The sequence below is a fragment of the Streptomyces sp. NPDC088124 genome (assembly GCF_040685895.1).
GTDB lineage: Bacteria > Actinomycetota > Actinomycetes > Streptomycetales > Streptomycetaceae > Streptomyces.
In genome coordinates, this window is the sequence record NZ_JBFBJB010000089.1 from 1 (window position 1) to 23,953 (window position 23,953).

General features: G+C 71.7%; 16 protein-coding genes. 4 read left to right on the forward strand and 12 right to left on the reverse strand.

Annotated elements, in window-relative coordinates:
* Nucleotides 1-253: 253 nt before the first annotated feature.
* From AB0P17_RS40625 to AB0P17_RS40635, 3 genes are all read right to left on the reverse strand, one after another.
* On the reverse strand, nt 254-1,246 hold the full coding sequence (locus AB0P17_RS40625) for a carbohydrate ABC transporter permease (protein ID WP_365819675.1): 993 nt from the start codon (nt 1,244-1,246) through the stop codon (nt 254-256).
* Nucleotides 1,243-2,223: an ABC transporter permease subunit gene (locus AB0P17_RS40630; protein ID WP_365819713.1), complete on the reverse strand. Its 981-nt coding sequence runs from the start codon at nt 2,221-2,223 to the stop codon at nt 1,243-1,245. The genes AB0P17_RS40625 and AB0P17_RS40630 overlap by 4 nt, the downstream gene beginning before the upstream one ends.
* A gap of 125 nt (nt 2,224-2,348) precedes the next feature.
* Nucleotides 2,349-4,028, reverse strand: a complete 1,680-nt coding sequence (locus AB0P17_RS40635; protein WP_365819677.1) for an extracellular solute-binding protein — start codon at nt 4,026-4,028, stop codon at nt 2,349-2,351.
* 454 nt (nt 4,029-4,482) lie between these two features.
* Between AB0P17_RS40635 and AB0P17_RS40640 the strand changes: the two genes are divergently transcribed.
* Nucleotides 4,483-7,362, forward strand: a complete 2,880-nt coding sequence (locus tag AB0P17_RS40640) for a glycoside hydrolase family 3 C-terminal domain-containing protein (protein WP_365819679.1) — start codon at nt 4,483-4,485, stop codon at nt 7,360-7,362.
* A gap of 295 nt (nt 7,363-7,657) precedes the next feature.
* On the opposite strand, the gene AB0P17_RS40645 is transcribed toward AB0P17_RS40640, so the two are convergent.
* The 9 genes from AB0P17_RS40645 to AB0P17_RS40685 form a co-directional block, all read right to left on the reverse strand.
* The gene (locus AB0P17_RS40645; RefSeq protein ID WP_365819681.1) at nt 7,658-9,409 is read right to left on the reverse strand and encodes a lysyl oxidase family protein; all 1,752 of its coding nucleotides are present in this window, start codon (nt 9,407-9,409) and stop codon (nt 7,658-7,660) included.
* 346 nt (nt 9,410-9,755) lie between these two features.
* Nucleotides 9,756-11,528: a VCBS repeat-containing protein gene (locus AB0P17_RS40650; RefSeq protein ID WP_365819683.1), complete on the reverse strand. Its 1,773-nt coding sequence runs from the start codon at nt 11,526-11,528 to the stop codon at nt 9,756-9,758.
* A 301-nt stretch (nt 11,529-11,829) separates the two neighbouring features.
* Nucleotides 11,830-12,444: a hypothetical protein gene (locus AB0P17_RS40655; RefSeq protein ID WP_365819685.1), complete on the reverse strand. Its 615-nt coding sequence runs from the start codon at nt 12,442-12,444 to the stop codon at nt 11,830-11,832.
* Nucleotides 12,441-13,325 carry a carbohydrate ABC transporter permease gene (locus AB0P17_RS40660; RefSeq protein WP_365819687.1) on the reverse strand — a complete coding sequence of 295 codons (885 nt, stop codon included), beginning with the start codon at nt 13,323-13,325 and terminating at the stop codon, nt 12,441-12,443. The genes AB0P17_RS40655 and AB0P17_RS40660 overlap by 4 nt, the downstream gene beginning before the upstream one ends.
* Nucleotides 13,322-14,263 (reverse strand): sugar ABC transporter permease, encoded by a 942-nt coding sequence (locus tag AB0P17_RS40665; RefSeq protein WP_365819689.1) that lies wholly within the window; start codon nt 14,261-14,263, stop codon nt 13,322-13,324. The genes AB0P17_RS40660 and AB0P17_RS40665 overlap by 4 nt, the downstream gene beginning before the upstream one ends.
* The gene (locus tag AB0P17_RS40670; protein ID WP_365819691.1) at nt 14,264-15,544 is read right to left on the reverse strand and encodes an ABC transporter substrate-binding protein; all 1,281 of its coding nucleotides are present in this window, start codon (nt 15,542-15,544) and stop codon (nt 14,264-14,266) included.
* 45 nt (nt 15,545-15,589) lie between these two features.
* Entirely contained in the window at nt 15,590-16,336 is a 747-nt protein-coding gene (locus AB0P17_RS40675; RefSeq protein WP_365819693.1) for a cupin, read from the reverse strand.
* Complete coding sequence (locus AB0P17_RS40680) at nt 16,330-17,259, reverse strand: PmoA family protein (RefSeq protein ID WP_365819695.1); 930 nt, start codon at nt 17,257-17,259, stop codon at nt 16,330-16,332. The genes AB0P17_RS40675 and AB0P17_RS40680 overlap by 7 nt, the downstream gene beginning before the upstream one ends.
* Complete coding sequence (locus AB0P17_RS40685; RefSeq protein WP_365819697.1) at nt 17,256-18,374, reverse strand: Gfo/Idh/MocA family oxidoreductase; 1,119 nt, start codon at nt 18,372-18,374, stop codon at nt 17,256-17,258. Before AB0P17_RS40685 ends, AB0P17_RS40680 begins: the two co-directional genes overlap by 4 nt.
* A gap of 67 nt (nt 18,375-18,441) precedes the next feature.
* Between AB0P17_RS40685 and AB0P17_RS40690 the strand changes: the two genes are divergently transcribed.
* From AB0P17_RS40690 to AB0P17_RS40700, 3 genes are all read left to right on the forward strand, one after another.
* A complete protein-coding gene (locus AB0P17_RS40690; RefSeq protein ID WP_365819699.1) occupies nt 18,442-19,446 on the forward strand; it encodes a LacI family DNA-binding transcriptional regulator in 1,005 nt (334 codons plus the stop codon).
* A gap of 241 nt (nt 19,447-19,687) precedes the next feature.
* A complete protein-coding gene (locus AB0P17_RS40695) occupies nt 19,688-21,028 on the forward strand; it encodes a Gfo/Idh/MocA family oxidoreductase (RefSeq protein WP_365819701.1) in 1,341 nt (446 codons plus the stop codon).
* Between the two features lie 328 nt (nt 21,029-21,356).
* Nucleotides 21,357-23,909 carry an alpha-L-arabinofuranosidase C-terminal domain-containing protein gene (locus AB0P17_RS40700; protein ID WP_365819703.1) on the forward strand — a complete coding sequence of 851 codons (2,553 nt, stop codon included), beginning with the start codon at nt 21,357-21,359 and terminating at the stop codon, nt 23,907-23,909.
* Nucleotides 23,910-23,953 lie beyond the last annotated feature (44 nt).

Genomic DNA, 23,953 nt, shown 5'->3' on the forward strand with positions numbered 1-23,953 from the left:
CGCGGCGGCGGCCGCGCCGGGGGTGGCCGCGCGCGCGGCGCCCGGCCGGTCCGCGGCGGCCGCGGCGTTGGCGCCGGTCAGGGCGAGCGCCGCGGCGGCGCCGGACGCGGTGGTGAGCACGGTACGTCTGCTGTGTCCCTGGTGCGGCTCGGACATGACGTCACCTTCCGTCGGTGGGGGGCGTGACGAGCGGGTGCTGTGCTGTACGGGCGTGCTGTGTGTGGGGGAGGGCACGCGGCACGGCGGGGCGCGGTCAGCCCTTGACGGCGCCGGTGAGCATGCCCTTCCTGAAGTGCTTCTGGACGAACGGCGAGACGACCGCCACGGGGAGCAGCGCCAGCACCATGACCGCCATCTGCACCGAGAGCGGCGAGAGCTGTCCGGTCTTGATCTGCTGGCCGAGTCCGGCCGGCGGCTCCTGCTTCTGCACGAGCTGGATCATCACGTTCTGCAGCGGCATCATCTCCTGGTCGGTCAGGTAGATCGACGCGTTGAACCAGGCGCTCCAGTAGCCGACCGCGTAGAACAGCGCGATGACGGCGATGACGGCGCGGGAGAGCGGCATGACGATCCCCCAGAGGATCCGCAGGTCGCCCGCGCCGTCGATGCGCGCGCTGTCCATCAGCTCCGGCGAGATGTTCATGAAGAACGAGCGCAGCACCAGGATGTTGAAGACGCTCACGGCGCTCGGCAGGATCAGCGCCAGATAGCTGTCGGTCAGCCCGAGCGCCTGCACCAGCAGATACGTGGGGATCAGACCGGCCCCGAAGAACAGGGTGGCGAGGAGGGTCCCCAGGATCCAGCGGTGTCCGAGCGAGTCCGTACGGACGAGCCCGTACGCGCACAGGACGGACACCGTCATGCTGAAGAGCGTGCCCACCAGCGTCACCCCGAGGCTGACGAGGGCCGCGCGCTGCACCTGGCCGCCGCCGAGCAGTTCCTGGTAGGCGATGAGGGTGAGGTCCTTGGGGACCACCACCAGCCCGCCGGCCTCGGCGATGGTCTCCCGGGAGGAGAGGCTGGTGACGATCACGATCCACAGCGGGAAGAGGACCGCGAGGCAGGCGGCGGTCAGCGCGATGCCCTTGCCCGCGAGGCCCGCCCTGGTCGGCTCCTCCTCCCAGACGGGGCGCGGCGGGGCGGCCCAGCGGCCCGGCGGGCGCGGCGCCCCGCCGCCCGTACCGGAGGCCGCGGGGTCCTCGGCGGCGCGGGTGGCCGTGTCCGTACCGGGGTCGGTGGGACTCACTTCTTGTACACCCCCTGCTCACCCATGAGATGGGCGACCTTGTTGGCCGTGAGGACCAGCCCGAGCCCGATGACGCCCTTGATCAGACCGGCCGCCGCCGCGTAGCTGAAGTCCTGGTTCCTGATGCCCGACCACCACACGAAGGTGTCCAGCACTTCCGCCGCGTCACGCCCCACGGCGTCCCGCTGGAGGAGGATCTGCTCGAAGCCGACGGTCAGCGCGTCGCCCACCCGCAGCACCAGCAGCAGCGCGATCACCGGGCGCAGGGCGGGCAGGGTGACGTGCCACATCCGCCGCCAGCGGCCCGCGCCGTCCATGGCCGCCGCCTCGTACAGCTCGTGGTTGACGGAGGAGAGCGCGGCGAGGAAGACGATGATGCCCCACCCGGCGTCCTTCCAGACGCCCTCGGCCGTCACCAGGAACTTGAAGATGCCCGGATCGGTCATCAGGTCGAAGCCGTCGACGCCGTGCCGGCGCAGCGTCTGCGCGATGATCCCCGCGCCGCCGAAGATCTGCTGGAAGACGGTGACGACCAGCACCCAGGAGAAGAAGTGCGGCAGATACATGACGGCCTGCGCCACCGCCCGCACCCGGGGTCTGATCACACTGTTGATGAGCAGGGCCAGCGCGATGGGGACCGGGAAGTACAGCACGAGCTGGAGGAAGAACAGGACCAGGGTGTTACGCGCCGCCGCCCAGAACGCGGAGTCGGCGAAGATCCGCTGGAACTGCTCGAAGCCGACCCACGGGCTCTGCACCATGGCGACGAAGCCGTTGTCGCTGAGATACGGGTCGTAGTCCTGGAAGGCGACGACATTGCCGAGGACCGGTACGTAGGCGAAGACCAGGACCAGCAGCAGCGCCGGCAGGGTCATCAGGAGGAGCGTCCGGTCCCGCCGCAGCCGGATCCGCCACCCGAGCTTCGGCCCGCTTCCCTTCCGCCGCCCCGGCTTCTTCCGTCCCGGCTTCTTCTCCACCGCCCGGGGCAGGGCCCCGGCCCGTGACCGCCCTGCGTCCGCCGCTCCGGCCGGCTCGTCGTCCTCGGCGGGCGGCGCGTCCGGCACTGTGCTGTGCGACACGATGAACTCCTCGTTCTCTCGCGTCAGTTCGCGGCCCGGCCGGGCGCGTCGAGCAGCTTCCTGTACCAGTCGCGCAGCTTGTCGCCGCCCTGGCTCTTCCAGTCCGAGACGGCCTGCTGCATGTCGCCGACCTTCTTCCGGCCGCGGACGACGTCGTCCTCCAGCTGTTCGAAGTTGTCCGCGAGATTGGTCCAGCGGCTGGGCTCGGTGACGGTCAGCCCGTAGAAGGGGGTCTTCTTGGTGAAGGCCCCCATCCGCTGCTGCCACTCGACCTGGGCCTTGGCGATCTCGGGGCGGTCCGGGTGGGCGATGTACGCGGCCGGGTCACCGGTGTAGTCGAAGGCCCCGACGATATCGGTGTTGCCCTGGTCGTTCTTGACCGGCAGCCCGTCCTTCACCGTGAAATGGGTGCCCTCCACCCCGTAGTCGGTGAGCATCCGCTCCGTGGTGCCGTACGGCGCGGCGGTGAAGTTGGAGACGGCCAGCACATCCCGGACGAGCTTCTCCGGCGATCCCTTCCTGACGAAGGCCCACATCCCCGCGGGCTGCTGGGCGTAGAGCCGCGGATCCCCGCCGTCAGGGCCGAAGATGTCCATCGCGCCGATCTCGAACTCGGCCTTCGTCTTCGCGTTCTGCTCGACGGTCCTGCCGTACCAGGCCGACAGGTCCTCGTTGAAGATGAGTACCTGCCCCGAGACGAACCGATTGCCCGAGTTGCCCTGGACGGCCCTGGCGTCCGGGTGGACGACACCGGCCGCGTACAGCTTCCTCGTCCACTCCAGCGCTTCGAGGTACTCCGTGGTCTCGATCCGGTTGACGAGCTTGCCGTCGACCATGTCCCACCACAGCGCCTTGTCGCTGCCCGGCGGCACACCGAACACGTTGAAGGCGGTCCACTTCAGGTCGTCGCAGGCCCAGACCTTCGACCGGGCGCTGGTGATCTCCTTGGCGAAGGAGAGGAACCCGTCAGCGGTCGTGGGGAGTTCGTAGCCCTCCTTGTCGAAGATGTCCTTGCGGTAGAAGGGGGCGATGTTCACGACGTACGAGGCGGGCATCGGGATGCCGCGCAGCGCGCCGCCGAAGATCGAGCGCTGCCACGCGTCGGTGGGCACGGCCGCGAGGTTCGGGAAGTCCTTGACCTTGTCACCGGACAGATAGGGTCCGAGATCCTCGAACTTGGCGTTGACGGCGCCGGGGATCTTGCCCGTCAGATTCCAGCTGGGCACGATCACCACATCGGGGATGTCGCTGGAGGCGAGCACCGCGCCGAGCTTCTCGTCGTAGGTGTTCCCGTCCTGGTTCTGCCAGACGGTGCGGACCCCTATCGCCTCGTTCATCGCCTGGTAGTACGCGTTCGAACCGGCCGGCGGTGTGCCCCAGAACGGGGACATGATCTTGATGGTGCTGCCCTTGCCGAGCTTCCCGGCGACGGAGGACCTCTGCTCGGCCGCGGGGATGAAGCGGGTGAACCCCGCCGAAGACCCGTTCCTGGACGGGATGTCCGGCGGTACGACACTCTGCGCCGCGAAGGCCGGAAGGATCTTCTGCGCGTCCTTCCCGGAGGTGGCGCCCTCCTTCTTGCCGCTCTGCCCACCACCGCAGGCGGTCAGCAGCGGGGCCCCGCCGGCCACCGCGGCGGCGGCGACCGCCGTGGAGGCGAGGAAGCTTCTCCGGCTGGGGGCGGAGGAGGACTTCGGCGTCATTGCGTCAACCCTTCGTGGTGCGCCGGAACATCCGGCGGAGGGCCACCGGTCGGCTGCGATGTCGTACCTGGGTGCGAGGACGTACGGGGTGCATGTCGTACGGGGTGCATGTCGTACGGAGGAGAAGCGTGAGCCGAGGATCCGGCCGATCCGAAGCAGCTGGTGCACGACAGGGCCATCCCGGAAGTCGGCCATGAACTGTCGAAGCGCTTCGATGTTGCTGCGAGGTTAAATCAACGCCCCTAGGGGCACAAGAGTCGGTCCCAAGATTCCTTGACGGCGCGTCCTGCCTCATCAACAGAGGCATGGATGAGCCGTGTTGAGGCCTCCCGGAGACCGCGCATCGGTGGTGAAGGATGCCTTGACATGCGACGAAGAGACTCGGAGCATCGAAGCGCTTCGAAAGTCCGTCGACCCGAGAGCCCGTCTCCCACTCCGCCAAGGGGAACCGCCCGTGACGCCAGACCAGCCGCCCTTCCGCGACCCCCAGTTGTCCCGCGCCGAACGCGTCGACGATCTCCTCGGCCGGCTCACCCTCGACGAGAAGACCGCCCTCCTGCACCAGTACGCGCCGGCGGTGGAACGCCTGGGCGTCGCGGCCTTCCGTACCGGGCAGGAGGCCCTGCACGGGGTGGCCTGGATGGGCCCGGCGACCGTCTTCCCCCAGGCCGTCGGGCTCGGCGCCACCTGGAACGAGGACCTCGTGCGCCGGATCGGTGAGGCCGTCTCCACCGAGGCACGGGCCATGCGCACCCGCGACGACCGGGTCGGCCTCAACGTCTGGGCCCCCACCGTCAATCTGCTGCGCCACCCCTGGTGGGGCAGGAACGAGGAGGGGTACGCGGAGGACCCGTGGCTGACCGCCGCCACCGCCGTCGCCTACACCCGGGGCCTGCGCGGCGACCACCCCGACGTCTGGCGCACGGCGCCGGTGCTCAAGCACTGGCTCGCCCACAACAACGAGACCGACCGGGACACCACCTCCTCCTCGGTCCGCCCCCGCGTGCTGCACGAGTACGACCTGCGGGCCTTCCGCGCGGCCGTCGAGGCGGGCGCCGTGGCCGGTGTCATGCCCGCGTACAACCTGGTCAACGGGCGCCCCAACCATGTCTCGCCATATCTGCGCGAGCACCTGCGCACCTGGACCGGCCGGGAACTGCTCGTCTGCTCCGACGCGGGCGCCCCCAGCAACCTCGTCGACTCCGAGGCGTACTTCGACACCCACGAGGAGGCCGCCGCCGCCGCGCTGCGCGCGGGCGTCGACAGCTTCACCGACCACGGCACCGACTCCGCCCCGACGGTCGCCCGGATCCGGGGCGCCCTGGAGCGGGGGCTGATCGGCGAGGACGACATCGACACGGCGGTACGGCGCCAGCTCACCGTCCGCTTCTCGCTCGGCGAGTTCGACCCGGGCCTCGACCCGTACGCGGACATCGATCCCGCGAGCGGCTGGGACACACCGGAACACCGCGCGCTCGCCGAGGAGGCCGCCGAACAGGCCGTCGTCCTGCTCAAGAACGACGGCCTGCTGCCGCTCGCGCCCGGCCGGCGGATCGCGGTGGTCGGGCTCCTCGCCGACGAGTGCAAACTCGACTGGTACAGCGGCACCCTGATCCACCGCGCCACCCCGCTCGACGGGATGCGCGAGCGGTTCGGGACGGACCGGGTCACCTTCGCCGAGGGCGCGGACCGGGTGCGGCTGCGGGCCACGGAGTACGGCGGCTGGGTCGCCGTACCGGCACCCGCCGGCCCGGCGGCCGCGCGGCCGGAGCGCGACGCGGAGGGCGCGCTCGACCCGGCGCTGCTCGCGGGCCGCACCGACCTGCCCCCGCTGACCGGCGGGGCGGACGAGGCGGACGCGGCCGAACTCGCCCTGATCGACTGGGGCGGCGGCGTCCTCACCCTGCGCGCGCCCGACGGCCGCTATCTCTCGGTCGCCGAGGACGGATACGTACGCGCCGCCGCGGACCAGCCGGGCGGCTGGGTCGTCCAGGAGACCTTCCGGTTCGAGGAGCATCGGGGCGGGCACCTCCTCCTGCACCTGGGAACCGGCCGATACGTCTCTGTCGCCGCCGACGGCCTGAAGGTTGCCGACCGGGGTGAACCGTTCGAGACCGTGTGCACCGAGCGCGGGGAGGAGGCGGTCGCCCGCGCGGCGGCCGGGGCGGACGTGGTCGTCGTGGTCGCGGGCAACGACCCGCACATCAACGGCCGGGAGACCGAGGACCGCGACACCCTCGCCCTGCCCGGGCAGCAGGACCGGCTGTGGCGCGCCGCCCACGCCGCCAATCCGCGCACCGTCCTCGCCCTGACCTCGGCCTACCCCTACGCCGTGCCCGACGCGCACACCACACTCCCGGCACTGCTGTGGACGGCGCACGGCGGCCAGGCCGCGGGCACCGCGCTCGCCCGGATCCTCGCCGGTGACGTGTCACCGGCGGGGCGCCTGCCGCAGACCTGGTACGCGGCCGACACCGATCTGCCCGGCCTGCTCGACTACGACATCATCGGCGGCAGGCAGACCTATCTCTACTTCGACGGCACACCGCTCTACGCCTTCGGCCACGGCCTGTCGTACACGTCCTTCGACTACGACGACCTGGTGGTGGACCCGCCAGGACCCCTCGACGCCACCGTGCGCGCCCGCGTCACGGTCACCAACACCGGCGCCCGCGCCTCCGACGAGGTCGTGCAACTCTACGTGCGCGAGGCCGGGCCCCGCCCGGGGAGCCCGCACCGGCGGCTGATCGGCCACGCCCGGATCCGGCTCGGCGCCGGAGCCTCCCGTACGGTCGGACTGACCGTCCCCACGGCCGGCCTCGGCCACTACGACGTGGCGCACGGGGCGTGGACCGTACCGGCGGGGACGTATGTCTTCGAGGCCGCGGCCTCCAGCGCGGACATCCGCTGTTCGGTCCCGGTCGCCGTCCCGGGGCAGGCCCCGCGCCCCCGCTCCGTGCGCAAGGACGGCCTGGCCGCCGCCGACTACGACGAGCAGACCGGTACCGCGCTCGTCGACCGGACGAAGACGTCCGGCGACGCGGTGACCGCGCTCGACGGCTCCGGCCAACTGCTCTTCAGGGAGTGCGACTTCGGGGACGGGGCGGACACCGTCTCCGTCGAGGTGGCGGGCGAGGGCTCGGTGGAGATCACCCTCGCGGGCGGCGGGGCGGTGGCACTCGTGGAGGTGCCGCAGTCGGGGGGCGGCCCGTACGACTACACGACGCTCCACGCGGAGACACTTCACACGGAGGCACCGCTCACCGGAGTCGCGGATCTGCGCCTCACGCTCAACGGGTCGGTGCGCCTGGCCCGTGTCGGGTTCGGCGGCTGACCCGGACGCGCTGACGCCCGCCGCCGGGGAGGCGACGGGCGTCCGTGGAGCACCGTTCAGGCCGCAGGACCCTTCGGGTGTGCGGCGCACCCGGCCGCGCTTCTCCAGTCGGCCGACGGCCTGCGAGAGGCGCGGGAGTGAGCCCTCGGAGAGCAGGGCCCGGCGCGCTCATCCGCAGCGTGCGATCCGGGGCCTCGGACAGGCCGGCGAGGATCAGGTACGCGAAGTCGCGCTGAAGCCCCGGTCCCGGGCGGGTGTGGGCAGCGCGGGACCGGGGCGGTTCAGGGGGCTCCGGTCAGGGGGCGGTGATCAGGTGGTGCGGGGGCACGGTCACCGTACGGGCGCCGGGCTTGCCCTTCAGGACCACCTTGCGCAGCGCGACGTTGTTGGACAGGTCGGTCTCGTGCAGCCGGTGCTCGGGGTTGGCGATCACCTGGATGTAGTAGGTGCCGTTCGGCAGGTCCGTGACATCGAAGGACTGGCCGGGACGGTACTGGGTGTACGTGTCGCCGGAGCCCACGTCCAGCACCTCGCGCACCGAGATCGAGTTCTCCACACCGCACGCGGTGGACAGATCGGTGTTGTACGGAGCCCAGTTGGCGTTCTCCACCGTGTAGTCGATGGCATCGGTGTTGGCCAGGCAGAACGCCTCTTTGCCGCTGCGCACGATCTCGCTCTGGTCGGCGCTGAGCAGCCGGTAGCTGGCGAAGTCCGTGAAGTGCCAGTGCTCGTGGCCCACCCGGGCGTCCCACTCCATCGTCCCGGAGGGGGAGTAGCCGACCTGCTTGCCGGACGCGTCGTAGTAGTACTGGTACGCGTCCATCAGGTCCTTGCCGGGCGTACGGAAGCCGTCCACCACCAGCGGCGCCGGACCCGCGTTCCACACGTTGGCGCTGAACGCCAGGTAGTCCTTGCCCGCGATGTCGCCGTCCTCGCCGTCCGTGATGGCGATGTCCCAGGCGGGCAGGGCGCGCAGGTCGGGCTTGGGGACGTCGGGCACGCTCGCGCGGCCGGTCGGGCGCTGGGCCGCGGCCTTCAGCGCGGGCTTGACCCGCGAACCGTCGTTCCTGCCGGTGGCGTCGCCGGGCTGGGCCGACCGGCTGACGGCCGCGCCGCCGTTCTTGAGCACGTGCGGCAGCTCGGGCGTGGTGGGGGCGTCCGCGCCCCGGCCGTCGTGGTGGCCGCCGTGCGCCGCGGCGGCCGGCGCGCCGGCCTTCGGTCCCGCGCCCATGGAGTGACCGGCCATGGACCCACCGGTCATGGAGTGACCGGCCATGGCCTGGTCCGGGGCTCCGGACGCCGCCGGCTTCCGCCCCGACCGGGCGAGGCCCGCGCCCCCGTCGTCCGCGGGCTGCCGCACGGTCACCTTGACCGTCTGCGGCTTGTCCGCCATGTTGAACAGCTCGCGGTAGCGCTTCGCCACGGAGACGGTGGCGGTGTATTCGCCGACCGCCAGATCGACCGGCGTCCCCTCGTACTGCCGGCTGGTGTTGGTCGCCCAGCCGTTCTCCACGCCCCACACCGAACCGAGGGTGAAGGGGTTGGCCGGGCAGCTCTCCGGATACTTCGAGGTCGCCGGGGCGTCGGGCCGGATCCGCCCCGACGCGTTGTTCGGGCAGAAGCTCTCGCTGGTCGACAGCACCTTCTTGCCGGCCGCGTCGGTGAAGGTGATCTGAAGGAAGTCCTGGAGGCCGGTGAAGTCCTTCACCATCCCTTCCGGGAGGGTCTTGACCCGGGTCGTGCCGCCCTTGTGGATGATCTGCTGGGCGACCAGGGGCGTCTTGTAGTCGGCCGCGCGCTTCACCCGGAACTCCAGGGGTCCGCCCTCGACGGTGACATACGTGCCGAGGTCCACGTACACGCCCGGCTCGCCCTCCCACCGGTTGAGTGTCACGGAGGTGGAGGCGGCTATGAGGTCGAGTCGCGGAGCGGTGGGGGTGGCGGCTCCGGCGACGGGCGCGGCTCCCGCCACGCCCGCGACGACGGCGAGCGCCGCGGCGCCGGCGACGGCCGAACGCCGCGTGCGGCTGTGCTGAGGTCTGGTCATCGGTTCCTCGTCTGGGTCTGCCACGGGGCAGGGGGGATGGGGGGTGGTGCTCGCGGTTCGTACCGGTACATCCCGATGTGCCGGGCCGAGCTGTGAGCAACCTGTGAGCAGCCTGTGAGATCCGATGAGGTGCCTTCCGGTTGCCTCGATCCCCGAAGCGGCCGATCGTTGGCCGGAATTGAACACTCTCCGGTGGATCCGGCCAAGATGAGGTGGGGCCACTTTCCCTGATGTGGCAGGCGTGGTACGGGCCGTACGCCGAACGCGGCCCCGGACAGCACGGAGCGCCCCGGCCGAGCGAGTCGGCCGGGGCGCCGTGGGTCCCTCCATGGAGGGGCTGGTGCGGTCAGACGAGGTCGGCGTACTGGTTCCAGCCGCCGGAGCCGATCTTCACACGCTCCTTGAAGGGCGTGGCGGCGAGGCCCGTACCCGCGTAGAAGTACAGCTCGCCCGCCGAGTTGGACGCCAGCAGGTCCGCGCGGCCGTCGCCGTTCAGGTCGCCGGGCGCGGTGAGCTTGTTGTACTGGCTCCAACCGGCCCCGCCGACCTGCGTCTTCGGGCCGAACGGCGCGCTCGCGTCGCCCGTGCCCGCGTACAGGAACAGCCCCTCGGAGCTGCGCGCGACCAGGTCCGCGCGGCCGTCGCCGGTCAGGTCACCCGCGCCGACGATCGTGTTGAACTGCATCCAGCCGCTGCCGCCGACCTGCACCCGGGCCTTCACCGAAAGCCCGTTGCCGCTGCCCGCGTTGAAGTACAGCGCGGTGGAACTGCGGGAGAGCAGATCGCTCTTGCCGTCGCCGTCGAGGTCCCCCGGGCCCATCACCAGGTTGTACGCCTTCGAACCGCCCGCGAGCTGCGGCTTGTCGGCGGCGTAGAGGCCCGTGTTGTACAGGGCCCCGTCGTACGTGCTGTGCTCGATCAGGTCCGAGATGCCGTTCGCCCGCAGCGACACGGAGTGCGTCAGCCGCGAGTCGGCCGGGTCCCAGCCCTCACCGACGAGGTACCGCTCGCTGAGGCGTCCCGTACCGGTGGCGAAGTAGTAGAAGAGGTCGCCGTTCGGGGTACGGGCGAACACCCCGTCCTTGCCGAAGTGCGGCGGATTGCCCGCGCCCGCGAACTGGGTGAGCGTGCCCCAGTTCTCCCCGATCGTCTCCCTCGCGGCGAGGGTGCCGTCGCCGTTGCCCTCGTAGTAGTAGAGGGTGCCGTCGTACGCACGGGCCACCAGGTCCGGGGTGCCGTTCCCGCTCAGGTCCGAGCCGCCGACGATCTGGTTGTACTGGAGCCAGCCGGTGCCGCCGAGCTGGATCCGCTCCTGGAACGGATACCCGCTGACGCTGCCGTTGCCCGGGTAGAGGTACAGCCCCGTCGCGTTGCGCACGAGGATGTCCGCGAAGCCGTCCCCGTTCAGGTCGTCCACGCCGATGAGCTGGTCGAACTGGCTCCACCCGGCGCCGCCGACCTGGATCCCGGCGCCGAAACCGGTACCGGTGCCGGGGAAGAGGAAGAGCCCCGCCGCGCTGCGCGCCAGCAGATCGGGCTTGCCGTCCCCGTTCAGGTCCCCGGGAACGAACAGCTTGTTGTACGCCTGCCACCCCGTGGAGAGGGTGGTGTACGAGGTCATCCCGCCGTCGCTGGTGGCGTTCGCGCCGCTGTGCAGCCGCAGGGCGCCGGTGGGGGAGAGGGTGAGGATGTCCGGCTTGCCGTCGCCCGTGAGGTCGCCGGGCAGCAGCAGGTCCTTGACCTCCGCGCTGTCCTCGGGGATGACCTCGGCGCCGCCGGTGGCCCAGTCCACCCACACGGAGCCGTAGTTGGTCCGGTAGACCAGCTCACCGAGGCCGTTGCCGTTGAAGTCGGAGCGGTTGACCGCGGCACGCGCCGCCGCCCGCGCCGAGGCGGAGCCCTTGGCCTTGGCGGAGCTGCGGTCGGGGACGGCGAACGCCGGACGCTCGGCGCCGTCCGGCACCGGCAGGGTGACCGTGCCCTGCGGCCCGCCGGCCGCGCCTTCGGCCGAGGCCGGAGCGGCCAGGACGCCGCCGGTCAGCACCGTGGCGCAGGTGAGCGCGGCGGGCAGGGTGATGCGTCGGCGCCACCGGGCCCGGGGTCTCGCGGGAGTGGACATACTGCCTCCAGTCAGTGGATGGGAGGGCGCCGTCGTACGTGGTGCGGCGGCGGTGCGATGGTGTGCGCGCCGCCGTGACACGGCGGACCGCCGGCTCGTGGCACGGCGGAAGCTGCCCCCGTCAGCGATGACGCCCTCCCCAGGTCGTGCACGTAGGTGTAACCGCCAGTCGCTCCTGAAAGCAAGTGAGTTGTGAAGCAGAGCTGGACGATCAGTGTACGAATGGGGAGGAACGCGTGGCCGGCGCGGGGTCGTCCGGTACGCCGGAGGTGAACGCCCGGTGACCGGTACCCGGATCCCGTCAGGGGCCGGACCGCGCGCCGCGCGCCGCGCCCCGGTCCCGTACGTCGATCGCGGTGAGCGCCAGCGCGAGCGGCCCCGGCGCCAGAAAGGCCAGCGGCAGCATCATCCAGCCGCAGAGCACGGCCGCGGCCAGCGCGAGCAGCACCAGCGCGCTGCCGCCCGGGTCCCGGGGCACGTCCCGGGCCGCCCCGACCACCGCCGCGCGCCAGTCGGTGAGCGACTCGGCGCGCGCGCACGCGCGCAGGCAGATCACCGCCGCGCAGGCGCCGATCGCCCCCGCCACCACGGCGAACACCCGCGCCCCCGGCAGCCCGGCGCCGGCCAGCGCCAGATCCGCCGCGAGCAGCAGCGCCCCCGCGAGGGCCAGCGCCCCCGCGGCGAGATCGCCAGGGCGCAGCCGCTTCCGCAGTACGGTCAGGTACCGGCCCGCGGTGGCCGGCCGGTCCCGCTGGCCGCCGCGCAGCACCTCGCAGGCGGTGGAGAGCGCCGCGGGCACGGTGACCAGCGGCAGACAGACCACCGCCGTGATCAGACCGACGCTCAGCACATCGGCGAAGAGCGTCACACGCGGCCCGAAGATCTCGCCCGGCTCCCGGGCCGGTGCCGCGCTCATCCCTTGATCCCGGAGTTCGCCATGCCCTCGACCAGGAACCGCTGGAAGGCGAGGAAGAACAGCACGATCGGCAGCAGCGCGATCACCGACATCGCGAACATCGGGCCGAACGCCGACTGGCTGGAGGCGTCCACGAACGACCGCAGCGCCAGCGTCAGCGTGAACTTCTCCGGGGAGAAGAGATAGATCAGCTGGGTGAAGAAGTCGTTCCACGTCCAGATGAACGTGAAGATCGCCGTGGTGATCAGCGCGGGCCTGATCAGCGGCAGGATGATCGAGAAGAAGCTGCGGAACGGACCGCAGCCGTCGATCCGCGCCGCCTCCTCCAGCTCACGCGGCAGCCCGCGCATGAACTGCACGATGAGGAAGACGAAGAACGCCTCGGTGGCGAGGAACTTCGGCAGGATCAGCGGCCAGTAGGTGTTCACCATCCCGAGCTGGTTGAAGATGATGTACTGCGGGATCAGCACCGCGTGGTGCGGCAGCATGATCGTCGCGATCATGAACGCGAAGAGCGGGCCCCGGAAGCGGAAGCGCAGCCGCGCGAAGGCGTACGCCGCCAGCGAGCAGCTCAGCACGTTGCCCAGGACCGCGCCGCCCGCGATCAGCAGCGAGTTGGTCAGCATCCGCCACACGGTCACGTCGTTCACGCCGTCCAGGGCGGTCGTGTAGTTCGACCACTCCAGCCGGCCCGGCAGCAGCCGGAGACTGGCGATCACCTCGTCGGCGGGCTTGAGCGAGGTGGCCAGCAGCCAGGCCAGCGGATACAGCATCACCAGCAGCACGGCCAGACACCCGGCGTGCAGGGCGATCCGGCGCCACGGAACGGGCTTGCGGGACACGGCGGTCGGGGCGGTGGCGGGGCTCGTCGTGGTGGTCATCGGGCCTCCTCGTCGGCGTAGAAGACCCAGGAACGCGAGGTACGGAACAGCACCACGGTGACGGCGCCGATCGCCAGCAGCAGCACCCAGGCCATGGCGGAGGCGTAGCCCATGTGCGAGGCGACGAAGCCGCGGTCGTAGAGGTACAGCGTGTAGAAGAGCGTGGAGTCCGCCGGGCCGCCCTTCCCCGCGCTCACCGCGAACGCGGGCGTGAACACCTGGAACGCCTGGATGGTCTGGAGGACCAGGTTGAAGAAGAGGACCGGCGACAGCATCGGCAGCGTGATGGAGAGGAACTGCCGCCACCGGCTCGCCCCGTCCACGGCCGCCGCCTCGTACAGCTCCGACGGGATCTGCTGCAGCCCCGCCAGGAAGATCACCATCGGGGAGCCGAACTGCCACACCGTCAGCAGCGCCACCGCCAGCAGCGCCCAGCCGGGCCGGTTGACCCAGCCGCCGGTGCCCAGCAGCTCGTCGACCGTGCCGCCGTCGTTGAAGATCGCCCGCCAGACCAGCGCGATCGACATGGACGCGCCCAGCAGCGAGGGCGCGTAGAACGCGGACCGGTAGAACCCCTTGCCGCGCCGTACGGACTTCAGGGCCAGCGCCACGGCCAGCGCGAGCCCCAGCTGCAGGGGCACGGCGATCACGACGTACCCCAGGGTCGCGCCGACCGACCGCCAGTAGCGCGGGTCCTCGGTGAACATCTGCGTGTAATTGCGCAGCCCCACCCAGTTCGGCGCGTTGAACATGTCGTAGTCGGTGAACGACAGATAGAGCGAGACGGCCATCGGCAGCAGCGTCAGCACGCTCGCGCCGAGCACCCAGGGGGAGAGGAAGACCCACGCGGCGCCCTCGCGCCGGCGCCGGCGCGGCCGGCGCGGCGCCGGGGAGGCCCCGCCGGGCGCCCGGGCCGCGGGTATGTCGGTGGTGGTCATCTACCTCAGCTCCGCCTTCGCCTGGGTGACGTAGTTCTCGGCCGCCTCGCGCGGCGACATCCGCCCGAACGACACCTGGTCGTAGTCGCGGCTGAAGGTGGTCTGCAGGGCGCTGTCACCCGAGGGCGGGGCCTGCGGAGGGTCCTTGAGGACGCCCTCGACCGTGGCCTGGTAGTCGGCGACCGTCCGGTCGAAGTCCTTGAGCCCGGGCACCACGTCCGCGCGGATCGACTCGTTGACCGGGATGCCGCGGCTCGCGCCGAGGATCTTCGCCGCGTCCTTGTCGTTGATCATGAAATCGATGAGCTGGGCCGCCTCCTTCGGATGCCCGCCGTTGGCGGCGGCACCCATGAACATCGACGGCTTGAAGTACTGCCCCGGCGTGCCGTCCTCGCCCGACGGCATCGGCGCCAGGGTCACCCCGTTCGCCACGAGCGCCGTGTAACCGCTCGACGGCGCGTCCCAGTTGAAGTCGGAGACCGCCTTGCCGCGGCCGAGCGGGGTGTTCTCCACCGAACCGTCGAGCTGTGTCGTCTGCTCGGCGGGGGAGACCGCGCCCTCGCGCCGCAGCCCGTCGGTGAAGGTCCACCAGCGCGTCAGGTCCCCGGCCGTGAAACCGAGTCCGCCGCCCTTCGTGTAGAGGGACTTGCCCTGGCCGCGCAGCCACACCTCGAAGCAGTCCTCGCTCTGGCCGGGGTCGACGGCACCGGGCTTCCCGGTACGCTCCGCCAGCTGCCGTACCGCGTCCGCCCAGTCGTTCCAGCTCCAGCCCGCCCGCGGCGGGGCGACCCCGGCCGCCCGCCACTCCTTCGCGTCGTACACGACCGCCTCCGTGCCGCGCGCCTGCACGAGCGCGTACTGCGTGCCGTCCACCGCCCCGGTGGCCAGCAGCCCCGGGTCGATCTCGTCCGTCCGCAGGGCCTCCGGCTGGGTACCGAGGTCCAGCAGGACCCCGCCCGTCGCGTACTGGTCGATCATCCGGTAGTCGAGCTGCATCACATCGGGCGCGTCGCCGCCGGCCGCCTGCGTGGCCAGCTTCTGCTTGTACGCGTCATAGCCGGCGAACGACGTCTGCACGACGATCCCCGGGTGCCTGCTCTCGAACAGCGCGACGGCCTCGGCGGTACGGGCCGCCCGGTCGGGGTTCCCCCACCAGGTGTAGCGCAGGGTCACCTTCCCGCCGGTGCTCGTCCCCTCGCCCCCGCCGCAGGCGGTGAGCAGGGCGCTGAGCGTGAGCGTCACGAGGAGCGCGCAGGACCTCGTCGTCCTGTTTCCGGGCATGCCGGCCTCACTTGTCCCTTCCCTGTACGTGCTGGTGTGCGGTGGTTACGCGCCCGGCTGCGGGAGGGTCGTCCCGGGCAGCTCGTACTCGTCGCGGCGCCCGCACATGCCGTAACCGCCCAGCCGGCTGGGACCGCTCTCGTACGCCCGTGAACCGGCCAGATACTCCGGCTCCCCGGCCTCCAGCGCGTCGAGCTGCGCGCCCGTGCGCTCCGCCGTCGCCAGCGCGCCGGCCCGCCACAGCTCCCGCCACGCGGCCACCTTGGGGCGGACCAGCCGGGCCGCGGCCCGCTGGAACTCCCGGTACGGGCCGTTGTCACCCGCCTCCAGCGCCTCCCGCAGGACCAGATAGCCGGTCACGGCGAGATCCCTGCGCCGCCGCGCGGCGGCCTCCGCCTCGGGGCCGGACTTCGCGGGCAGCGCCGCCGCGGCGGCGTACCGTTCGGGGTCGGCGAGGTAGTCGGGCGGAAAGGTGAAGACGGCGTCACCGGCCTCCGGCAGACCGCTGTTCTGCATCAGGACCGTGATGCGCAGCCCGCCGCCCTGCACCATGCGGTGCACGGTGCCCGGCGTGAACCAAGCCACGGCGCCGGCCTCCAGCGGCGTCTCCCGGTAGCCCCCGGGCGACAGGGTCTGCACCGCGCCCCGGCCGCCCGTGACGACGTACGCCTCCGTGCACACCAGGTGCAGATGCGGGCTGCCGCCGCACACCCCGTCGGCCGCCTCCCAGTCGTAGGCGCTCAGGTGCGAGAGCCCGACGGCCCCCGGCAGCGGGTGCGGCAGGCTCACCACGGCAGGCCCTTGAGGTGCGCGCCGACCCGCTCGCGGTCCCAGGCGCCGTCGGCGACGACCACCCGGTAGCGGTACGTGAAGGACTCGCCCGGCGGGAGCGCGAACTCCTCGAAGAACGCCCAGGAGAACGCCACGGTCGGGATGGGCTCGGAGCGTACGAACCAGTGCGAGGCGTGGATCGCGCCGTTGTCCTCGTCGTTCTCCGGCGCGTGCGCGAAGACCAGCGTGGAGTGCCCGTCCACGTCGTCGTGCTCGCCGGTGAAGGCCAGCCAGGGGCCCTGAGTCCCCATCAGGCTCTCCGGTTCGGGCTCACCCCCGCCGGGCGGGCCGAAGACGGCGCCGCCGGTGAAGTCGCGGGGGCCGCGCCACTGGAGCCCGGTGTACCCGGCCATCTCGCGCCCCGCGGTGGTCGGTGAGCCGAACAGCAGGGGCTCGGCGCGCAGGTTCGTCAGCCGGATCGTCCAGTCCAGCGCCCAGGCCCCGGCGTCCTCGTCCACCGAGTGGACGGTGATGCCGCGCTCCTCACGGGCCCACTCGGCGCCGCCGTTCTCCACCCAGGTGAGCTCCTCGACGAAGCCGAACCGGTCCTCCTCCACCGCGAAGACGGGGAAACCGTCGTGGCGCATCGAACCGACCCGCTCGCGGACCGGCAGATACCCCTCGCCGTGGACGTACGAGTTGCCACCCCAGAAGTTCTGCCCGGACAGATGGCTGGCCGTCATCTGCAGCCCCTTGTGCCACCGGTGGTCGTTGGGGCGGTAGCCGGTGACCGGGCGGCCCGCGAGGGTGCGCAGGGGATGGATGTACGGTTTCCGCGCCTCGAAGGGGTCGGGATCGGGCCGGTACACATAGGACAGCAGCTCGACACCGCCGTGGTGGACCGAGATCCGCTCGCCGTGGGTGTGGGTGACCTGAATCGTCATCGCTGAGGGCTCCAGTCGGGGTGGCCGCCGTGCATGGCCGTGTAGTAGGGGTCGGTGGGGGTGATCCCGCCCGCGTGCACAGGCTGCCCACTGAACGCCGCCTTGTAGAGTGCCGCGGCGAATTCGACCGTGCGCCGCGCGTCGGGGCCGCTGCCCGGCGGCCGGACCCCGGCCGCCATCGCGTCGAGTACGGCGCCCAGTTGCGCCGCGTGCGAGCTGGGCACATCCGCCGCCGGGGTGCGCCAGGCGGCGGCCCGCTCCGCCCCGACGTGCGGGGCCGGGGTGTAGACCCAGTCCGTGTTCGTATGGCCGTAAAGGTGCGTCAGCTCGACCGTGGCGTCGGCGCAGTCGATCCGGATCCGGCTCACCTCGTCCGGCGACAGGACGCTGTTGACGACGGTGGCGAGGGCGCCGTTCGCGAACCGCACCAGCGCCGTCGAGACGTCCTCGCTCTCCGTGTCGTGGACCAGCCGGGACGCCATGGCGCGGATCTCGGTCCAGTCGCCCAGCAGATGCAGCAGCAGGTCGTACTGGTGGATGCCGTGCCCCATCGTGGGTCCGCCGCCCTCGCTGGACCACCGGCCGCGCCACGGCACCGCGTAGTACGCGCTGTCACGGTGCCAGGTGGTCTGGCAGTGCGCGACCAGCGGGGCGCCCAGCTCGCCGCCCGCGATCAGCTCCCGGGCGTGCGCCGCCCCCGAGCCGTACCGGTGCTGGAAGACCACCGAGGCGTACGCCCCGGACGCCGCCTCGGCCGCGGCGATCTCGTCGTACTCCGCCAGCGACAGGGTCAGCGGCTTCTCGCACAGCACCCAGGCGCCCGCCTCCAGCGCGGCGACCGTCTGCGCGCGGTGCAGGGAGGGCGGGGTGCCGATGAGGACCAGGTCGGGGCGGACGGCGCCGAGCATCGCGTCGAGCGAGCCGAACCCCTCCACCGCCGTACCGCCCTCGGCGGCCGTCGCGCGGAACGCGTCCAGCCGTTCCTGGTCCACGTCCACGGCGGCGACCAGCTCGATCCGGTCGGCGTGGGAGCGGAGGGCGGGGAGATGGCTTCCGGTGACGATGGCGCCGGTGCCGACGACGGCGGCGCGCAGGCGGGCGGGGGGCTGGTCCATGCGGTGCTCCTCGGATGGAAACCGATCTTCATTGACGCCGGTGGTGCGGGGTGTCAACCTTCGGGGCGTGCAGGTGACGATTCGAGAGGTCGCGAAGGTGGCCGGGGTCTCCCCGTCCACGGTGTCCCGGGCGCTGGCGCCCGGCGGAACGGTGAGCGAGGCGACGCGCGAGCGGGTACGGGCCGCGGCGGACCGGCTCGGCTATCAGCCGAACCCTTCGGCACGCGGCCTGATCACCGGGCGTACGGGGCACCTCGGACTGATCGTGCCGGATCTGCTGAACCCGTTCTTCGCGGACATCTGCAAGGGGGTGCAGGCGCGGGCGCGCGGACTCGGCCACGCCGTGTTCGTCAGCGACGCCGAGCGCGACGAGGGACTGGAGCTGGACGCGATCCGCACCCTCGCCCCGGAGGTCGACGGCATCGTGCTGTGCTCCCCGCACCTCAGCGGCGAGGAACTGGCGTCGCTGCCCGGGCTGACCGCCAAACCGATCGTGCTGCTGCACCGCAAGGAGCCCGGCTTCGCGAGCGTCACCGCCGATCTCGTCGAGGGCATGGGCGACGCGCTCACCCATCTGCACGCCCTCGGACACCGCAGGATCGCCTACGTGGGCGGGCCGCGCTCCACCTGGGCGGCGCGCGAGCGCGCGGCCGGGATCGAGGCCATGGCCGAGACCGGCAAGGTCGAGATCGTCCATGTCGGGAGCGTCGCGCCGCACTTCGACGGGGGCATCACCGGCGCCGCCGACGTGGTGCTGGCCAGCGGCGCGAGCGCGGTGGTGGCCTTCAACGACATCGTCGCGTTCGGACTGATCAGCCGGTTCACCGCGCGGGGCGTCCGGGTGCCGGAGGAGATGAGCGTGGTCGGCTGCGACGACATCGCCCTGTCCGGGATGGCCGCCCCGCCGCTGACCACCGTCTCCGTACCCAAGTCGCACGGCTCGCGGGCCGCCGTCGACCTGCTCTTCCGGATTCTGGGCACCCCGGCCGTCGAAGGCGCCGAACCCCTGCAGCGCGTCCTGCCGACCCATCTCGTGGTACGGGGGTCGACGGCCGTCGCCGGCCGGGGCTGACCTGCGCACTTCCGAGCCCTTCGGTCGACGGGGAGCGAGTGTCTGCAAACGTTGCCAGTCAGTTTCCAACTGGCCGGGAAGTTACGCCCGCAAGAACGACCGAGTCAATGAGATCTCCGGAATCAGCAGCGAATACACCGCCGGAGGGCACCCTTGTCGGCTTCGCGCCGGCATGCAATCGTTGCCGCTGGAATCCCGGATTCCCGGCCCGGGATCCTCACCCGAGCGAGCGGAGATCCCCATGCAGGACCCCACCGTGCGTCGTCGTCGCTGTGCCGTGGTGGGGCTGGGCGCCCGGGCGCAGTTGTTCACCGAGGCGCTGGCGGGGGAGTACGCGGACCGCGTGGAACTGGTGGGGTTCTGCGACGTCAACGGGCACCGGATGGCCGTCCACAACGAGTGGCTGGCCGCCGCGCGCCCGGGGTTGCCGCCCGTACCCGCCTACGGCGCGGACGCGTTCGGGGAGATGCTGCGCCGCGAGCGGGTCGACCTGGTGGTGGTGTGCAGTGTGGACCGTACCCACGACCGGTACATCGTCGAGGCCCTGGAGGCCGGCTGTGACGTGGTGACGGAGAAGCCGATGACGACGGACGCGGCCAAGGCGCGGCGGATCCTCGACGTCCGGCGGCGGACGGGGCGCGAGGTGCGGGTGGCGTTCAACTACCGGTACAACCCGGTGCACGCGGCGGTACGGGAGACCCTCGCCTCGGGCGCGATCGGCGAGGTGGGCTCGGTCCACTTCGAGTGGCTGCTGGACCTGCGGCACGGCGCGGACTACTTCCGCCGGTGGCACCGGGAGAAGGCGAACTCCGGCGGTCTGCTGGTGCACAAGGCGACCCACCACTTCGACCTGGTCAACTGGTGGCTGGACAGCACCCCGCGGACGGTCTTCGCTCAGGGCGGCCTGTTCTTCTACGGCGCGGAGAACGGGCGGCGCCGGGGGCTGGCCCGGGAGTACGACCGGGCCCACGGCGCCCCGGCCGCCGAGGACGACCCCTTCGCGGTGCGGCTGGCGGACTCACCCGTGCTCACCTCCCTCTACCTGGACGCGGAGGGCGAGGACGGCTACCACCGCGACCAGAACGTGTTCGGCCCCGGGATCACCATCGAGGACGACATGGCGGTCCTGGTGCGGTACGCGTCGGGTGCGACCCTGACCTACCACCTCACGGCGTACGCCCCCTGGGAGGGATACCGGATCGCCTTCAACGGGAGCAGCGGCCGGCTGGAGCTGCTGGTCGAGGAGTCCACCTGGGCCCGGCCCGCCGCGCGCGCGGCGGGCGGCGGCGCGGTGCTGCACGGGGCGGCCGTGGGCGACACCGCGGGGCGGACGGAACTGCTGCTCCGGCCCTTCTGGGCGGAGCCGCGCGAGGTGAAGGTGGCGACCGGGGAGGGCGGCCACGGAGGCGGGGACGTACGGATGCTCGCCGACCTCTTCGGCGCGCCCGGTGACGGCTCCGACACGCTGGGGCGGGCGGCGGACGCCGCCGACGGCGCCAGGTCGCTGGTGACCGGCCTGGCCGCCAACGAGTCCCTCGCCACCGGGCTGCCGGTCCACACGCGCGACGTCCTGGACATCTGACCATCTGACCCGGCGCCCGGTCCCGGTCCCGGGCCGGGGGGCGGGCCCGCACCTGCCCTCGGATCCCCGGGCCCGCCGCCCGACCACCGGCCGGAGTCCGGGCCCGGACACACTCCTCGCGCCTGGCCCCAACTGCCGTGCGGCACAGCCGAGTCGGCGCACCGATGCCCGGACCACACCGGTCCGGGCATCGGTGCGTCCACGCTCCGCCACCCGGGATTCATCCGGCTCTGCGCGAACCATTGACGCCCCGGTGGGCTCCTCCCTATCTTGCCGTTCGAAGTTCTGATCATCGTCCGAGATATCGAACGAGGAGCCGCAGACACTCATGCCACGCACACGCTGGAGGCCGGCTCTCACGGCTGTGGCGCTCCTGGTGACGGCCAACGCGCTCCAGGTGCCCGCGAGTGCCGCGCGCGAGACGGCGCGGGACACCGCCGTGAACGCCGCCCAGGACACCATCGACTACACGCTCGACATCGACACCCGCGGTACGGGCCCCCGGATCGACGACACCATGTACGGCGTCTTCTACGAGGACATCAACCGCGCCGCGGACGGCGGCCTGTACGCCGAACTCGTCCAGAACCGGTCGTTCGAGTACAGCAGGGCCGACAACGCCTCGTACACGCCGATGACCGCGTGGACCCCCACCGGCACCGGCACGGTCGCCGCCGTCGACGACGGCGACCGCCTCCACGAGCGCAACCGGACCTATCTGCGGCTGGACCCCGACGGGTCGGCCGAGGGCACCGGCGTCGTCAACTCCGGCTACAGCACCGGGATCGCGGTGGCCGAGGGCAAGCGGTACGACGTCTCCGTCCAGGCGCGCACCGACCGGCCCGCCGGCACCCCCCTGACACTCGCCCTGCGCGGCGCCGACGGCGCCGCCCTCGCGCCCCCGCTGCGCGTCACCGCGCGCGGCGACACCTGGACCAAGTACACCGCCACCCTCACCGCCACCGCCACGAGCACCGCGGGACGCCTCGCCGTCACCGCGGGCGGCACCGGCACCGTACGGCTCGACATGGTCTCGCTCTTCCCCCGGGACACCTACAAGGGCCGTCCGGGCGGACTGCGCAAGGACCTCGCCGAGAAGATCGCCGCCCTGAAGCCCGGGTTCGTCCGCTTCCCCGGCGGCTGCCTCGTCAACACCGGCAGCCACGAGGGGTACGACGAGGCGTCGGGCTGGCAGCGCAAACGGTCCTACCAGTGGAAGGACACGATCGGACCGGTCGAACAGCGCGCGACCAACGCCAACTTCTGGGGCTACAACCAGAGTTACGGACTCGGCTACTACGAGTACTTCCAGTACGCCGAGGACATCGGCGCGATGGCCCTGCCGGTGGTGCCCGCCCTCGTCACCGGATGCGGCCAGAACCAGGTGACCGACGACCCGGCCCTGCTGCGGCGCCACGTCCAGGACACCCTGGACCTGATCGAGTTCGCCAACGGCCCGGCCACCTCGGTCTGGGGCAGGAAGCGGGCCGCCATGGGGCATCCGAAGCCCTTCGGCCTCACCCACATCGAGGTCGGCAACGAGGAGAACCTGCCCGACGCGTTCTTCGAGCGCTTCACCGAGTTCAGGAAGGCCGTCGAGGCCCGGTACCCGGACATCACCGTCATCTCCAACTCCGGCCCCGACGCGAGCGGTACCACCTTCGACCGGGCCTGGCAGCTCAACCGGGACGCGAAGGTCGACATGGTCGACGAGCACTACTACCGCAGCCCGCAGTGGTTCCTGGAGAACAACGACCGCTACGACGGCTACGACCGTTCGGGGCCCAAGGTGTTCCTCGGCGAGTACGCCTCCCAGGACAACCGCTTCCGCAACGCGCTCGCCGAAGCCGCCTTCATGACCGGCCTCGAACGCAACGCGGACGTCGTCAAACTCGCCTCGTACGCCCCGCTGCTGGCCCACACCGGCGCTGTGCAGTGGCGGCCCGACATGATCTGGTTCGACAACACACGGTCCTGGGGCTCGACCAGCTACGAGACGCAGAAGCTGTTCATGACCAACACCGGCGACCGGGTCGTCCCGAGCACGGCGAGCACCACCCCGGCCCTCTCCGGACCGATCGAGGGCGCCGTCGGCCTCTCCACCTGGGCCACCAGCGCCGCCTACGACGACGTACGCGTCACCGGCGAGGACGGCACCACACTCCTCGACGACGACTTCTCCGACGGCGACGGCCGGTGGACGAAGGCGGCGGGCGCCGGCGCCTGGACCGTCGAGGACGGCCGTTACGTCCAGTCCGACGCGGCGGCCGAGAACACCCTGGTCACGGCGGGCGACCCGGCCTGGCGGAACTACGACCTGAACGTGAAGGCCACCAAGCGCTCCGGCAAGGAGGGCTTCCTGGTCGCCTTCGGCGTCAAGGACACCGGGAACTACTACTGGTGGAACCTCGGCGGCTGGAACAACACCCGCTCCGCGGTGGAGAAGGCGGTCGGCGGCGCCAAGCAGTCGATGACCGAGGACAGCACGACAATCGAGACCGGCCGCGAGTACGACCTGCGCGTCTCGGTCCGGGACCGCGAGGTCACCCTCTTCCTCGACGGCGAGGAGTGGGGCAGCTTCACCGACGACAAGGTGGCCGAACCCTTCCGGCAGGTCGTCACGCGCGACGGGAAGGACCTCGTCGTCAAGGTCGTCAACGCCCAGGACGCCGCGGCCCGCACCACGATCGACCTCGGCCGGTCCACCCGCGTCGCGCCCACGGCGCGGCTGACCACCCTCAGCGGTGACCCGGACGCCGTCAACACCGCGGACGAGCAGCCGATCACCCCGCGCACCTCCACCCTCACCGGGGCCGGCGCGCGCTTCACCCACACCTTCCCGCCGAACTCGATCACCTTCGTACGTCTGGGACTCCGGTGACACCCACCGTTCCGCCGGCCCCACCGGGGCGCCGTACGACCTCC

Excerpts from the sequence above, each read along its gene's own strand:
- AB0P17_RS40695 (WP_365819701.1), top strand. The coding sequence starts at position 19,688 with ATGCAGGACCCCACCGTGCGTCGTCGTCGCTGTGCCGTGGTGGGGCTG.
- AB0P17_RS40665 (WP_365819689.1), bottom strand. The coding sequence starts at position 14,263 with ATGACCACCACCGACATACCCGCGGCCCGGGCGCCCGGCGGGGCCTCC.
- AB0P17_RS40670 (WP_365819691.1), bottom strand. The coding sequence starts at position 15,544 with ATGCCCGGAAACAGGACGACGAGGTCCTGCGCGCTCCTCGTGACGCTC.
- AB0P17_RS40650 (WP_365819683.1), bottom strand. The coding sequence starts at position 11,528 with ATGTCCACTCCCGCGAGACCCCGGGCCCGGTGGCGCCGACGCATCACC.
- AB0P17_RS40680 (WP_365819695.1), bottom strand. The coding sequence starts at position 17,259 with ATGACGATTCAGGTCACCCACACCCACGGCGAGCGGATCTCGGTCCAC.
- AB0P17_RS40660 (WP_365819687.1), bottom strand. The coding sequence starts at position 13,325 with ATGACCACCACGACGAGCCCCGCCACCGCCCCGACCGCCGTGTCCCGC.
- AB0P17_RS40700 (WP_365819703.1), top strand. The coding sequence starts at position 21,357 with ATGCCACGCACACGCTGGAGGCCGGCTCTCACGGCTGTGGCGCTCCTG.
- AB0P17_RS40685 (WP_365819697.1), bottom strand. The coding sequence starts at position 18,374 with ATGGACCAGCCCCCCGCCCGCCTGCGCGCCGCCGTCGTCGGCACCGGC.
- AB0P17_RS40635 (WP_365819677.1), bottom strand. The coding sequence starts at position 4,028 with ATGACGCCGAAGTCCTCCTCCGCCCCCAGCCGGAGAAGCTTCCTCGCC.
- AB0P17_RS40655 (WP_365819685.1), bottom strand. The coding sequence starts at position 12,444 with ATGAGCGCGGCACCGGCCCGGGAGCCGGGCGAGATCTTCGGGCCGCGT.
- AB0P17_RS40645 (WP_365819681.1), bottom strand. The coding sequence starts at position 9,409 with ATGACCAGACCTCAGCACAGCCGCACGCGGCGTTCGGCCGTCGCCGGC.